This window comes from Pseudomonas japonica, assembly GCF_013522925.1.
GTDB lineage: Bacteria > Pseudomonadota > Gammaproteobacteria > Pseudomonadales > Pseudomonadaceae > Aquipseudomonas > Aquipseudomonas japonica_A.
This window is the reverse complement of record NZ_JAAMQU010000002.1, coordinates 139640-152755: the sequence shown is the minus strand read 5'-3', so window position 1 is coordinate 152755 and position 13116 is coordinate 139640. Positions and strand designations below refer to the sequence as shown.

Here is a 13116-nt window from a genome sequence, read left to right as displayed (position 1 = left end):
GATTTTTCAAGCGGCATGTTTCGCTGAAAGCCTGGTGAAAGTTTCGCATTCTAGGCTCAGTGATGGCCGGTACTGACTCGTCACCTGCGACAGTCCGAAGCCGCCAAACAAAAACAACAAAAGTGGAGTCACCATGAACGCGATACTGCGCCCCCTCGCGCTGGCCGTCACCTGCCTGGCGCTTACCACCTCTGCCCTCGCGGCCGAACCCAAACGCCCTGAATGCATCGCTCCGGCCTCGCCCGGTGGCGGCTTCGACCTCACCTGCAAACTCGTACAAAGCGCCCTGCTCAACCAGAAGCTGCTGGAAAAGCCCATGCGCGTCACGTACATGCCCGGCGGCGTGGGTGCGGTAGCCTATAACGCCGTAGTAGCTCAGCGGCCCGCCGATGGCGGCACCCTTGTGGCCTGGTCGAGCGGCTCGCTGCTCAACCTGGCCCAAGGCAAGTTCGGCAGGTTCGACGAGAACGCTGTTCGCTGGCTGGCCGCGGTGGGCACCAGCTACGGCGCTATCGCAGTGAAGAGTGACTCCCCTTACAAAAACCTCGATGACCTGGTGCAAGCCCTGAAGGCCGACCCCAGCAAGGTGGTGATCGGCTCTGGCGGCACCGTGGGTAGCCAGGACTGGATGCAAACCGCCCTGATCGCCAAGGCGGCGGGCATCAACCCCAAGGAGCTGCGCTATGTGGCGCTCGAGGGAGGCGGCGAAATCGCCACGGCCCTGATGGGCGGCCACATCCAGGTGGGCAGCACGGACATCTCTGACTCCATGCCCCACATCGAGGCCGGCAACATGCGCATCCTCGCGGTGTTCTCCGACAAACGCCTGGACGAGCCGGCGATGAAGGACATCCCTACCGCCAAAGAGCAAGGCTACGACATCCAATGGCCCGTGGTACGTGGCTTCTATGTAGGGCCAAAGGTGAGCGACGAGGACTACGCCTGGTGGAAGACCACGTTCGACAAGATGTTGGCCACCGATGAGTTCGCCAAGCTGCGCGACCAGCGTGAACTGTTCCCCTTCGCCCTTACCGGCCCGGAACTGGATGCCTACGTGAAGAAACAGGTGGCGGACTACAAGACCCTCGCCAAGGAATTCGGGCTCATCCAGTGACCTCATGGCGCCCGCGGCCTCGCGGGCGCCTCGGAGAACAACCATGAAAACACTGCAACGGCTGTTCGCCGCGGCACTGCTGGCGATGTGCGCGGTGCTGGCGGTCATGGCCTGGCCCTACCAGGCAGCTTTTTCCTACGAGCCCGTCGGCCCCCGTGCCTACCCTTTGCTGCTGTTGGCATTGATGGGCATCGCCTTGCTGTACATGCTGCTGCGCCCTACTCCCATCGTTCATACCGAGGACGAGCCCAGCCTTGACCGCCACAGCCTGCTGAAGATCGGCGCCTGCATCGGCCTGCTGCTGTTGTTCGCCGGCCTGTTCGAACCGCTGGGCTTCATCCTCAGCGCCATGCTGATCGGCCTGCCCATGGCGCGGCTGTACGGCGGGCGCTGGATACCCGCGCTGGTGGTTATTCCGATCGCCAGCATCGGCCTCTACATCCTGTTCGACCGCGTGATGGACGTCCCGCTGCCCATGGGGTTGCTCGACGTACTGGAGAACTGACATGGACACTCTCGGCTACCTCGGGCAAGGCTTTGGTGTTGCCCTGTCACCGTACAACCTGATCACCGCGTTGATCGGCACCTTGATCGGTACCGTGGTCGGCCTGTTGCCAGGGCTAGGCCCGATCAACGGCGTAGCGCTGCTCATCCCCATCGCCTTCGCGCTCGGCTTGCCGCCTGAATCCGCGCTCATTCTGTGCGCGGCGGTGTACCTGGGCTGCGAATACGGTGGGCGTATCAGCTCCATCCTGCTGAACATTCCGGGCGAGGCGTCCACCGTGATGACCACGCTGGATGGCTACCCCCTCGCCCGTCAGGGCATGGCCGGTGTGGCACTGTCGCTGTCGGCCTGGAGCTCCTTCATCGGCGCCCTGATCGCCACCTGCGGCATGGTGATGTTCGCGCCCCTGCTGGCCAAATGGGCGATCGCCTTCGGGCCTGCGGAATACTTCGTGCTGATGGTGTTCGCCATCGTGTGCCTGGGCGGCATGGCGGGCAACCGGCCGCTGAAGACGTTCATCGCAGCGTTGATCGGCCTGTTCCTGTCCACTATCGGCATCGACGCGAACAGCGGGGTGTACCGCTTCACGGGCGACAGTGTGCATCTGGCTGACGGCATTCAATTCGTGGTGCTGGTGCTGGGGCTGTTCTCGGTGTCCGAGATTCTCCTGCTGCTCGAAAAAACCCACCACGGCCATCAAGCCGCGCAAGCCACCGGGCGCATGATGTTCAACCTCAAGGAAGCCGTTGCGGTATGGATGGTGAACGTTCGTTGCGGCCTGCTGGGCTTCATCATGGGTGTACTGCCTGGCGCCGGCGCCACCCTGGCCAGCGCTGTGGCCTACATGACGGAAAAACGCATGGCCGGGCCTACCGGGAAATTCGGCAAGGGCGACCTGCGCGGGCTGGCGGCGCCGGAAACCGCTATCGGCGCTGCCGCCTGTGGGGCGTTGGTGCCCATGCTTACCCTGGGCGTACCAGGGTCGGGCACCACGGCAGTGATGATCGGCGCGCTTAGCCTCTACAACATCACCCCGGGCCCGCTTTTGTTTGAACAGCAGCCCGACATCGTGTGGGGGTTGATCGCTTCGTTGTTCATCGCCAACGTGATGCTGGTGATCCTCAACATCCCGATGATCCGGGTGTTCACGCGTATTCTGTCGGTGCCGAACTGGGCGCTGGTGCCGGTGATCGCCATTATCACCGGTATTGGTGTGTATGCGGTGCATGCGACCACTTTCGACCTGTTCCTGATGGTGGGCATCGGCATCTTCGGCTACATCCTGCGCAAGCTGGACTTTCCGCTGTCTCCGCTGCTGCTGGGCTTCATTCTCGGCGGCCTGATGGAGCAGAACCTGCGGCGCGCGCTGTCCATTTCCAACGGAGACCTGCACATCCTCGCCGGCAGCCCCATCACCGTGGGCACCTGGGTGCTGACTGCAATCATGCTGGTGCTGCCGCTGATCCGCATCTGGCGCAATCGTCAACGTGCCCGCCGGCTCGCCAATGCCTGAAGCAAGGTCACCCGCCTGGTGGGTCACGGCTGTAACCGGGCTGGTAGGCGGTTGGTTGGCCAGCCAGGTGGGCTGGCCGTTGCCCTGGATGACTGGCGCGTTGCTGGCCGTCATCCTGGTGCGCTGCGCTACCCCCTGGCAGTTGCGCGAAATCCCCAATGGGCGCCGCTGTGGGCAATGGATCATCGGCACTGGCATTGGGCTGCATTTCACCCCGATCATTCTCGAGCAGGTGGCCGAGCACTGGCCGCTGATTCTCGTCGGCGCCCTGGTGACCAGCGTGTCCAGCCTGGTAAGCGTATGGCTGCTGCTGCGCACGGGTGAAGACCGGGCTACCGCGTTTTTCTCCAGCATGCCAGGGGGCTCCGGCGAGATGGTCAACCTGGGCGCGCGCAACGGCGCCAACCTTGGCCGAGTGGCCGCGGGGCAAAGCCTGAGGGTACTGCTGGTGGTATTGCTGGTGCCCGCGGTGTTCAAGTACCTGTTGGGCGAGGGTGCGGTGCCTCAGCACAATGGTGAGCTGGGCTGGGCCTGGCTTGCGTTGATTGGCGGGCTGGGCGTTGTGGCGGCGCTGGTGTGGCAAAAGCTTGACCAGCCCAACCCCTGGCTGTTCGGGCCGCTGCTGGTTACCGCCACCCTGAGTATCGGCATGGGCCTGCAGGGCAGCTTGCCTGCGGGTGGCAGCCAGCTCGGCCAATGGCTGATTGGCAGCGGCCTGGGCTGTCACTTCAACCGGGCGTTCTTTCGCCGCGCGCCTTCGTTCCTCGGGCGTACGCTGGCAGGCACACTGCTGACGATGCTGATTGCCGGCCTCGCCGCCTGGCTGCTCAGCCTGGCGACCGCGCTGGACCTGCGCTCCCTCACCCTGGGCATGATGCCCGGCGGCATCGCCGAAATGAGCCTTACCGCCGAAACCTTGCAACTGTCCGTGCCGCTGGTGACCGCGCTGCAAGTGATGCGCCTGCTGTTTGTGCTGTTCCTGGCCGAGCCGCTGTTCCGCCGCTGGAACAGGCAGCCCGGCGCCCATTCATAGCGCCCAGTCGATCGGGGCCAGATCGTGGTCCTTGAGGAACTGATTGGTCTTGCTGAAATGCCCATTGCCGATGAAGCCCCGGTGCGCTGACAACGGCGACGGGTGCACCGAGGTAAGAATCAGGTGCTTGGTAGGGTCGATCAGTTTTTTCTTGCTTTGGGCATGGGCGCCCCACAGCAAAAACACCACGTGCTCGCAGCGCTCGCTCACCGTTTCGATGATGCGGTCGGTGAACGGCTCCCAGCCCTTCTTGGCATGGGAGGCCGCCATGCCGCGTTCGACCGTAAGGGTAGTGTTAAGCAACAGCACACCCTGTTCGGCCCAGTGCTGCAAGCAGCCATGGGAAGGAACGTCTAGGTTAAGGTCGCGCTTGAGCTCTTTGAACACGTTCACCAGCGAGGGCGGCGCGGGCACGCCCGGCTGCACGGAGAAACACAGCCCGTGAGCCTGGCCGGGGCCGTGATAAGGGTCCTGGCCCAGTATCACCACTTTCACCTGATCCAGCGGGGTGAGGTTCAGCGCATTGAATATCAGCGGCCCGGGCGGATAAATCTCCTTGCCTGCGGCCAGTTCGTGGCGCAGGAACTCGCGCAACTGCCGCATGTACGGCTGGTCGAACTCTTCCTTGAGCGCCTGTTTCCAGCTTGGCTCAAGCTTGATGCGATCTTCTTCAGAGGCAGTGGTGGTCATGTGGCAGTCCATGGAACAATCCGGGGACACTAGGAAAGACCTTCTCTGTTGTCAATCGAACCGACCCTTGCGGTCCATAATTCCAACAAAGTGCTGAGCAGAGGTTTCGATGAATCTGAGTTTTGAAGAGCTTATCGGGGCAAACGGTGCCCATATTGGCATTGCTACCCTCGACGCCCCGAAGTCCTTGAACGCATTATCGCTACCGATGATCGAGGCGCTTATGGAGAAGCTCGACGCCTGGGAGCGCAACCCCCGCATCGCCTGCGTGCTGCTGCGGGGCAATGGCCCGAAAGCGTTCTGCGCGGGCGGTGACGTGCGTAGCCTGGTCGAGGCCTGTCGCGCTCATCCCGGGGAAGTCCCCGACCTGGCGGCGCGGTTCTTCGAAGCTGAATACCGTTTGGACTACCGCCTGCATACGTTCACCCGCCCGGTCATTTGCTGGGGGCATGGCTATGTATTGGGGGGCGGCATGGGCCTGTTGCAAGGCGCCGCGATCCGTATCGTCACGCCCGGTAGCCGCCTGGCGATGCCGGAGGTGAGCATCGGCCTGTATCCCGATGTGGGTGCCGGCTGGTTCTATAACCGCCTCCCGGGCAAGCTGGGCCTGTTCCTGGCGTTGACCGGGGCCCAGGTGAACGGTACCGATGCTCTGGAGCTTGGGCTGGCCGACAGGTTGCTGCGCGATGACCAACAGGACGAGCTGATTGACGGCCTGGTGCAAATGAACTGGCAGGAAAACGCAGACGTACAGCTGATCAGCCTCCTGCGCGCGCTCGAACATGATGCCCTGCCCTCCCGCCCGCCTGCACAATGGCTGGCGCGACGTGCCGCTGTGGATGACTTGTTGGACGTGGCAGGCCCTGTGCAGGCGTGGAAAGCCATCGCCCGCTGGCGCGACCACGCCGACCCAGACCTTGCCCAGGCAGCGCAAAACCTGATCAGTGGCTGCCCACTCACGGCTCACCTGGCCTGGCACCAGCTCAAGCGCGCCCGGCAGCTATCGTTACCGGACGTGCTGCGAATGGAGTACGGCCTCAGCCTCAACTGCTGCCGTCATCCGGAATTCAGCGAAGGGGTGCGCGCGCGCCTGGTCGACAAAGACAACACACCTCACTGGCACTGGCCCGACGTGGCTGCCATTCCCGAGGCCGTGGTGAACGCCCACTTCAGCCGCGCCTGGGAAGGTGAACACCCCTTGAAGGATTTGTAATGAACCCCGAGCCCCGGGTTCACAATGGGTTAGAGCCTCCTGTGGGAGCAAGCGGAGCCGAAGGCGGAGCTCGCGAATAATAGCGGGCGCCGTTTGGTCGGCCATCCGGCGTAGAGCGTTCTACCGATAACCCCGCCCGTCCCAGCCGCCACGGCCGCCGTGATCGCCACGCGGCCCGCGATACGGCCCGCCGCGGCCATGGTCACGCCAGTCCGGGCCGCGGTCGTGGCGCCATTGCGGGGGTGGCCCGCCGCGCCAACCCATCGCAGGCCGAGGCGGTGGCCCCGGGCGCCAGGCTGGCGGTGGCGGCGGCCGATAGTACTGGGGCGGCGGCGCGTAATAGCGGGGCCCCGGGGTTACGTAGTAGCCGCTGGTATAGCCATAGGGATAGGCATAAGGGCGAGCCTCATAAACAGGGCGCTGTACGGTGTAGACGTCCGTTTGTACATAGCCATCGGTGGCGTAAGGTACGCAGCCTCCAAGCAGCGTTCCCATTGAAGCGATCAGCAATAGTTTGCGATACATGAGCGGCCTCCAGGACCGCAGTGGGGAAGTCTGCGTAACCTCAGACTGACAAACACGACTCAAGTGCGGCGACGGAAACAACCGGAAATACATTGCCTTTCATCGACATACGGCCCATCCGCCCATGTCTACGTGAAAGTGATTGCGGTGGGCTGCGTTGTATTCGGGGCCAAGCACGGTATTGAAATACTTACAGGCATTGTGGTGCACCTGCCGAAGAAATTCGGCGTCATCGGCACTGCCCTTCCAGCCCTGCAACACACTGATCCGGCGGCCGTCAGCCAACCGGAAGGCGGCAATGTCCAAGGCGTTGGCGCTGGCGTGCTGGCTGAGCCTGCCTTGGCTGCGGTTGTATACGTTGCGGCAGGCGAAGCTGCCCAGATGCTCCATGGCGACCACTGGCGCGCCATAAACGGCCTGGGCCGCCGGCTGCAAACCGTGACGTTCGAACATGGCCGCGGACACCGCCAACGGGCAACTGGCCAGGAAACTGCTGCTTAACCGAACCGGCCCGCCGCTTACGCGGACTACCTCACGCAGCGGGCAGCGCTGGCCGGGCGGCGAATCCGCCTGGGGCTGGTAGCGCAGGCCAGACACGGCAAGCACCTGCGCGCACAGTTGCGGATCCGCCTGGAGGCGGCGCAGCTTGAACGGCGTGAGCCAATTGGGTGCTTCGCTTACATCCAGAGGCGCCCAGGGGTTCCAGCGTGGGGGAAGCGGCAACGCCCACCACAGCACAAACCCCACTACAGCCAACCCGCACAACATGATAAGCCCACGCATCCTAAGCGCTCCGCGAATGCGCAGGCCCTTTCACAGCAAGCCCATCTGCGTAGGGGCGCCAGCTGCAGGCACGGGCGGCAGGGCTGGCAACCCAGGCAGCCGTTCAGTCAGCCGCTCATGAAACCGTCGCGCCTGGGCGTGCGCCTCACGGTTGTCGGCGGTGTGCATGAACACATAGGGGCGGCGGCCTTCTTCAATCCATTCGGCTACCTTGGCCACCCAAGGGTCAAGGAACGGCTCGTTATCAATTACGCGCGGCAATCCAACGAAACGCACCTGAGGCCGATCGGTGAACGCGGCGGGCCGTGGCGGCACCCGTGGCTTCATGGCTTGTGCATGAAGAATGCCAGGGTCGGTGGACGTCACGCTGAACAGCGCGCGGGTGTCCATGCAGATGCGCTCCGTGCCGCTATCCCGGAGCAGGCGGTTAAGCGCGCGCTCCTCGCTTCCCTTGGAAAAAAATGCGGGGTGCCGCACTTCTACCGCCAGCGGCCGGGACACCCCTTCGATAAACAGGGCAAGGTCTGCGAGGCGGGAAGGCCCGAAGCTGGCTGACAATTGCAGCCACACCGGTGAAACGCGCTCGCCAAGCGGGGCAAGCGAGCGCAGAAACTGGTGCGCCAGTTCGAGCTGGCTAGCGAGCTCTCCACCGTGGCTGATGTCCCTTGGAAACTTGGCGGTAAAGCGAAAGTGGGCGGGCATTTCCTCGGCCCAGCGCGCAACCGTGGACGCCGCTGGCCAGGCATAAAAGGTCGTGTTGCCTTCCACGGCATTTAAGGCGCTGGCATACAGCCCTAGGGTGTCCGAGGCTTGGGTATCGGCAGGGTAGAAGCTGCCCCGCCAGGCCGCATCGCTCCAGGAAGGGCAGCCCAGGTAATACGGAAGGTCGGCAGAAGTCAGATATGAACGTCCAGGCCCAGAACCTCACCGTCCCACTCCACGAAGCTCGCCGTGGTGAGGTAGCTTGCCAAGGCAGTAGCCACGCGGGTGTTGACGCCGCGGAAGAGTTCTTCCTGCTCGCGCGCGGAGAAGGCCGGCACGAGCGTACCGCGGCCACCGCTTGCGGCAGGCCGCGGGCGGGCCTCGATCACTTCGATCTCGCCTTCCCGTTCTTCAGGCACGTCCTCAACCCGCGCCAAGCCCTTGCCGGGCTTGCGCTTGATCGGGTACGACCGCGAGGAGACGCCATCTATGCGCATTCAGGTTCTCGATAGGTGATATCAGCGTGCTGGCACTGTAGCGCCCCCAGCACTGACTCGGTGATAACTGGACCACATAACGTGCAAAAGGTTTAGGGCCGTGGGTCGAAAACCCCTCGGGCTGTCGGAACCCGGCTCAGGCGCGAGGAGCGCCCTTTGGCGTTGCCACGTTGTCCCTCAGGTACACCGGCTGTGCCTGGTCAGCGGCGACGGCCTCGCCACGCGCCCAGCCGAACGTGGCCAGCGCCAGTACGTCTTCCGCGTGCGGCAGGGCCATGGCGTCGAACTGCCTGGGCTTGACCGCCAAGCGATCAGCATAGCCCCACCCCGTGCCAGCGCCGTACCAGCCCTCCGGGTTATCGGCCGGCAACTGCACCGCATGAGGGGGCAGCACGGCCTCGATGCCGCACAGGCGCATTTCGCCGGCCTGTTCCTGATAGCAGCCCCAGTACACTTCATCCATGCGAGCATCGATGGCCGCGGCCACCCTGGCCTCGCCGTGACGCCGCCAGGCACCTTGGGCAAGCGCGGCCAGGTTGGAAACGCCGAGCACAGGGCGATCCAGCGCGAACGCCAGGCCCTGCACCACGCCAATGGCAATGCGAACCCCGGTGAACGCGCCGGGGCCGCGACCGAAGGCGATAGCATCCACCGCACTTGGCGCGATACCAGCCTGGGCCAGAACCTGCTGGATCATCGGTAGCAGCTTCTGCGCATGCAGCCGGGGGATCACCTCATAATGGCTGAGTACCCGACCCTCATGGAGCAAGGCGACAGAACAGGCTTCGGTGGCGGTATCGAGGGCCAGCAAGGTGGGCATTGCGGTGTCCGGGGCAGAAAAAAGGCAGAGAGTATAAACGACGAAAGCCCGCGAACGGGCTTTCGTTTATCCGGGAAGCTGTCAGCTGAGCGCTGCAACCACCTTGCCAGTGATGTCTTCCACCGTACCCACGCCTTCGATACAGGCGTATTTCGGCTTGCCCTGTTCCACGGACAGGTTCTTGTAGAAGTTCACCAGCGGCTCGGTCTGGTCATGGTAAACCTGAAGGCGCTTGCGCACGGTTTCTTCGGTGTCGTCAGCGCGGTGGATCAGGTCGTCACCGGTCACGTCGTCCTTGCCGGCAACCTTCGGCGGATTGAACACGGTGTGGTACACCCGGCCAGAGGCTTCGTGTACGCGACGGCCGGCGATACGATTGACGATTTCTTCGTCGGCCACGTTGATTTCCACAACGTAATCCAGAATAACGTTGGCTTTCACCAGGGCTTCGGCCTGGGGAATGGTGCGTGGGAAGCCGTCGAACAGGAAGCCATTGGCGCAATCGGGCTGAGCGATACGCTCCTTCACCAACGCAATGATCAGGTCGTCGGATACCAGCCCACCGCTGGCCATCACTTCCTTGGCCTTGAGGCCCAGTTCAGTGCCGGCCTTGACTGCCGCGCGAAGCATGTCGCCAGTGGAGATCTGCGGAATACCGAACTTCTCGGTGATGAACTTGGCCTGCGTACCTTTCCCGGCTCCGGGAGCTCCCAGCAGAATCACGCGCATCGATGTGCTCCTCAAATGTTTTTTTATATGACAACGCCGATGACCCTGGAGAAAACGTAACTACCGGTGAGCCACCGAAAAAATTCGGGCTGGCCGAAATCGGCCAAAAGGCTGTCCAAGATACACAGGCGCCCGAGGCCAGACAAGCCGTCGAAGGTCGCAGGAACCCGCCGCAGCGGGCAAGGTGCAACCAAGTGTGACTGCCTGGGCGGCGAGGTGTGCCCTGGCGGACACTTCCTGCCGCATCAGGAAGGTTCCCTTAACCGGTGTTGCGCAAGCCGGCGGCGATACCCGCCACGGTTACCAGCAGCGCCTGCTCTAGCCCGCTGTGCGGGGCGCCCTGCTGGGATCGGGAGCGGGCAAGCAGCTCGGTCTGCAGGCGATGCAGGGGGTCCAGGTAGGTATTGCGAAGGGCAAAGAACTCAAGGGTATCCGGGCTGCTGGCCAGCAGTTTCGGCTGCCCGGTGACCGCCAGTACATGGTGTGCACACTGCGACAATAGGTCGCGTAGCTCCTGGCCCAGCGGCTTGAGCGAATCCTCTACCAGGCGCTCGTCATATTGGCTGGCGATGTCCGCGTCTGCCTTGGCCAGCACCATTTCCAGCATATCTATGCGGGTACGGAAGAACGGCCAACGCTCTCGCATCTGCGCCAGCACCGGGCCGTCGCCCCGTTCCAGGGCCTGGCCCAGCGCCGCTTCCCAGCCCAGCCAGGCCGGCAACATCAGGCGGGTTTGCGTCCAACCGAAAATCCACGGGATAGCACGCAAGCTTTCGATGCCGCCCTGGCGGCGCTTGGCCGGCCGGCTGCCCAAGGGCAAGCGCCCCAGCTCCTGCTCCGGAGTTGACTGGCGGAAGTACTCCACGAATTGAGGGTGCTCACGCACTACCTTGCGATATGCCTGCACGCCGTCCGTGGCCAGGCGGTCCATTTGAGCGCGCCACGGCGCTTCGGGAAGCGGCGGCGGGAGCAGCGTGGCCTCGAGCACGGCCGCAAGGTATAGGTGCAGGTTTTGCTCGGCGATATCAGGCAGGCCGAATTTGAAACGGATCATCTCCCCTTGCTCAGTGGTGCGGAAGCGCCCGGCCACCGAGCCGGGCGGCTGCGACAAAATGGCCGCGTGTGCGGGGCCGCCTCCTCGCCCGACGGTCCCGCCGCGGCCATGGAACAGCAGCAGCTCGACGCCCTGCTCCGCACAGATGTTCACCAGTGTTTCCTGCGCCCGGTATTGCGCCCAGGCCGCTGCCGTGGTGCCAGCGTCCTTGGCCGAGTCGGAATAACCGATCATCACTTCCTGAGGCCCATGGAGCCTGGCGCGATAGCCGGGCAGCGACAGCAAGCGCTCGATCACCGGGCCGGCGTTGTCCAGGTCTGCCAGGGTTTCGAACAATGGCACCACCCGCATGGGTCGCAATACGCCCGATTCCTTTAATAGCAGTTGCACGGCCAATACATCTGATGCGGCCCCCGCCATGGAGATGACATAAGAGCCGAGCGACGCCGCCGGTGCAGCCGCCACTTCGCGACAGGTGGCCAGCACTTCGGCGGTTTCGGCCGAGGGCCGGAAGTGGGCCGGCAATAACGGCCGGCGGTTGTTCAGCTCTGTCAGCAGGAAGGCTACCCGGTCGTCTTCGTCCCAGTCCGCATAGCGCCCCAGCCCCAGATACTCGGTGATTTCGCTCATGGCCGCCGCGTGGCGGGCCGCATCCTGGCGAACGTCCAGGCGCACCAGAAACAAGCCGAAGGTGACGGCCCGACGGATACAGTCCAGCAATGGGCCATCGGCGATCACGCCCATCCCACAGGCATGCAGCGACTCAAAACATAGCTGTAGCGGCGCCAGCAGTTGATGGTTGTCCTGTAGCACCTCGGCATCGGCCGGGTGCGGGCCCTTAAGGGCGGCCTGGGCCCAGCTGCGCGTTGCCCGCAGGCGTTCGCGCAATGCCTTCAGTACGTGCCGGTAGGGCTCGGCGCTATCACCACTGTGTGCACGCAGCGCTTCGCTGGCCTGCTGCATGGACAGCTCCGCGGCCAATTGGTCCACGTCGCGCAAGAAGAGGTCTGCCGCCATCCACCGCGCCAGCAGCAGCACCTCGCGGGTCACCGCAGCCGTGACATTGGGGTTACCGTCGCGATCGCCGCCCATCCACGAGGCAAAGCGGATCGGCGCCGCTTCCAGTGGCAGGTGCAAACCGGTGGCGGCATGCAGCGCAGCATCCACTTTGCGCAGGTGGTTGGGCACCGCGTGCCACAGGGAGTGCTCGATCACCGCAAAACCCCATTTGGCTTCATCCACCGGCGTGGGACGGGTGCGACGGATCTCATCGGTATGCCACGCCTCGGCGATCAGCCGCTGCAGCTTGTGATGGATGGCTTGCTGTTCCGCATCGGTAAGGTCGCGATGGTCCAGCATGGCCAACTGAGCGGCGATGGCGTCGTATTTCTGGATCAGCGTGCGCCGGGCCACTTCCGTGGGGTGCGCGGTGAGCACCAGCTCGATATCCAGCCGGCCCACGTGCCGGGCCAGATGGTCGGCATCATGCCCGGCGGCTTGCAGGCGGCGCAGCAGCTCGGGCAGGCGCTCGGCATCCGCCATGTCCGCACTCGGGTCCGCAAGCTGCGCGACCGGGGCGTCGCCTTCGGCCCGCCGGCGGATCAACTGGTACTGCTCTGCGATGTTGGCCAGGTTCAAAAATTGAGTGAACGCCCGTGCCACCGGCAGTAGCTCGTCCTCGCTCAGGTCATCGAGGCTGTCGCGCAGCTGCGCGGTGCTGGCGGTCGCGCTGCGGCGATCGGCCTTGGCCCCTTGCCGGATGCGCTCGATCTTTTCGAGGAAGGCTTCGCCGTATTGCTCGCGAATGGTGGTGCCGAGCAATTCGCCCAACACATGGACCCGCTCACGCAGGCGCGCATCGATTTCGCTCATGTCCTTGCTCCTCTGATGGCCGGCAGACGCAGGCAGGATAGCGCAGCGGCAAATGAACGCGGCCCG

Annotated in this window: 13 protein-coding genes; 5 read left to right on the top strand and 8 right to left on the bottom strand. The window is 63.9% G+C overall.

Annotated features, from left to right (window positions below; genetic code table 11):
- Positions 1-133: 133 nt before the first annotated feature.
- Genes G7016_RS03340 through G7016_RS03325 form a run of 4 tightly spaced genes read left to right on the top strand, consistent with a single transcriptional unit; the run spans position 134 to position 4165 of the window.
- On the top strand, positions 134-1114 hold the full coding sequence (locus tag G7016_RS03340) for a Bug family tripartite tricarboxylate transporter substrate binding protein (RefSeq protein ID WP_181111422.1): 981 nt from the start codon (positions 134-136) through the stop codon (positions 1112-1114).
- Positions 1115-1157: 43 nt separating this feature from the next.
- Entirely contained in the window at positions 1158-1619 is a 462-nt protein-coding gene (locus G7016_RS03335; RefSeq protein WP_181111421.1) for a tripartite tricarboxylate transporter TctB family protein, read from the top strand.
- A 1-nt stretch (position 1620) separates the two neighbouring features.
- A complete protein-coding gene (locus tag G7016_RS03330; protein WP_181111420.1) occupies positions 1621-3132 on the top strand; it encodes a tripartite tricarboxylate transporter permease in 1512 nt (503 codons plus the stop codon).
- Positions 3125-4165 (top strand): AbrB family transcriptional regulator, encoded by a 1041-nt coding sequence (locus G7016_RS03325; protein ID WP_181111419.1) that lies wholly within the window; start codon positions 3125-3127, stop codon positions 4163-4165. Before G7016_RS03330 ends, G7016_RS03325 begins: the two co-directional genes overlap by 8 nt.
- Here the strand turns inward: G7016_RS03325 and ung are convergent.
- Entirely contained in the window at positions 4160-4855 is a 696-nt protein-coding gene (gene ung / locus G7016_RS03320) for a uracil-DNA glycosylase (protein WP_181111418.1), read from the bottom strand. The two genes, G7016_RS03325 and ung, sit on opposite strands and share 6 nt — an antisense overlap.
- A 109-nt stretch (positions 4856-4964) precedes the next feature.
- On the opposite strand from ung, the gene G7016_RS03315 reads away from it, so the two are divergent.
- The gene (locus tag G7016_RS03315) at positions 4965-6068 is read left to right on the top strand and encodes an enoyl-CoA hydratase/isomerase family protein (RefSeq protein WP_181111417.1); all 1104 of its coding nucleotides are present in this window, start codon (positions 4965-4967) and stop codon (positions 6066-6068) included.
- Between the two features lie 120 nt (positions 6069-6188).
- Here the strand turns inward: G7016_RS03315 and G7016_RS03310 are convergent, their stop codons facing one another.
- From G7016_RS03310 to ppc, 7 genes are all read right to left on the bottom strand, one after another.
- Positions 6189-6593 carry a hypothetical protein gene (locus G7016_RS03310; protein ID WP_181111416.1) on the bottom strand — a complete coding sequence of 135 codons (405 nt, stop codon included), beginning with the start codon at positions 6591-6593 and terminating at the stop codon, positions 6189-6191.
- Positions 6594-6692: 99 nt separating this feature from the next.
- Positions 6693-7376, bottom strand: a complete 684-nt coding sequence (locus G7016_RS03305) for an extensin-like domain-containing protein (protein WP_181111415.1) — start codon at positions 7374-7376, stop codon at positions 6693-6695.
- Between the two features lie 30 nt (positions 7377-7406).
- Positions 7407-8276 carry a DUF72 domain-containing protein gene (locus tag G7016_RS03300; protein WP_181111767.1) on the bottom strand — a complete coding sequence of 290 codons (870 nt, stop codon included), beginning with the start codon at positions 8274-8276 and terminating at the stop codon, positions 7407-7409.
- Positions 8273-8575: a hypothetical protein gene (locus G7016_RS03295; RefSeq protein WP_181111414.1), complete on the bottom strand. Its 303-nt coding sequence runs from the start codon at positions 8573-8575 to the stop codon at positions 8273-8275. The genes G7016_RS03300 and G7016_RS03295 overlap by 4 nt, the downstream gene beginning before the upstream one ends.
- Before the next feature lie 136 nt (positions 8576-8711).
- Positions 8712-9395, bottom strand: a complete 684-nt coding sequence (tsaB, locus tag G7016_RS03290; protein WP_181111413.1) for a tRNA (adenosine(37)-N6)-threonylcarbamoyltransferase complex dimerization subunit type 1 TsaB — start codon at positions 9393-9395, stop codon at positions 8712-8714.
- A gap of 81 nt (positions 9396-9476) precedes the next feature.
- On the bottom strand, positions 9477-10124 hold the full coding sequence (gene adk / locus G7016_RS03285; protein ID WP_181111412.1) for an adenylate kinase: 648 nt from the start codon (positions 10122-10124) through the stop codon (positions 9477-9479).
- Between the two features lie 259 nt (positions 10125-10383).
- Positions 10384-13050 (bottom strand): phosphoenolpyruvate carboxylase, encoded by a 2667-nt coding sequence (gene ppc, locus G7016_RS03280; protein WP_181111411.1) that lies wholly within the window; start codon positions 13048-13050, stop codon positions 10384-10386.
- Positions 13051-13116: the final 66 nt, after the last annotated feature.

Coding starts and splice junctions, on each gene's coding strand:
- G7016_RS03340 (WP_181111422.1), top strand. CDS start 134: ATGAACGCGATACTGCGCCCCCTCGCGCTGGCCGTCACCTGCCTGGCG.
- G7016_RS03335 (WP_181111421.1), top strand. CDS start 1,158: ATGAAAACACTGCAACGGCTGTTCGCCGCGGCACTGCTGGCGATGTGC.
- G7016_RS03330 (WP_181111420.1), top strand. CDS start 1,621: ATGGACACTCTCGGCTACCTCGGGCAAGGCTTTGGTGTTGCCCTGTCA.
- G7016_RS03325 (WP_181111419.1), top strand. CDS start 3,125: ATGCCTGAAGCAAGGTCACCCGCCTGGTGGGTCACGGCTGTAACCGGG.
- ung (WP_181111418.1), bottom strand. CDS start 4,855: ATGACCACCACTGCCTCTGAAGAAGATCGCATCAAGCTTGAGCCAAGC.
- G7016_RS03315 (WP_181111417.1), top strand. CDS start 4,965: ATGAATCTGAGTTTTGAAGAGCTTATCGGGGCAAACGGTGCCCATATT.
- G7016_RS03310 (WP_181111416.1), bottom strand. CDS start 6,593: ATGTATCGCAAACTATTGCTGATCGCTTCAATGGGAACGCTGCTTGGA.
- G7016_RS03305 (WP_181111415.1), bottom strand. CDS start 7,376: ATGCGTGGGCTTATCATGTTGTGCGGGTTGGCTGTAGTGGGGTTTGTG.
- G7016_RS03295 (WP_181111414.1), bottom strand. CDS start 8,575: ATGCGCATAGATGGCGTCTCCTCGCGGTCGTACCCGATCAAGCGCAAG.
- tsaB (WP_181111413.1), bottom strand. CDS start 9,395: ATGCCCACCTTGCTGGCCCTCGATACCGCCACCGAAGCCTGTTCTGTC.
- adk (WP_181111412.1), bottom strand. CDS start 10,124: ATGCGCGTGATTCTGCTGGGAGCTCCCGGAGCCGGGAAAGGTACGCAG.
- ppc (WP_181111411.1), bottom strand. CDS start 13,050: ATGAGCGAAATCGATGCGCGCCTGCGTGAGCGGGTCCATGTGTTGGGC.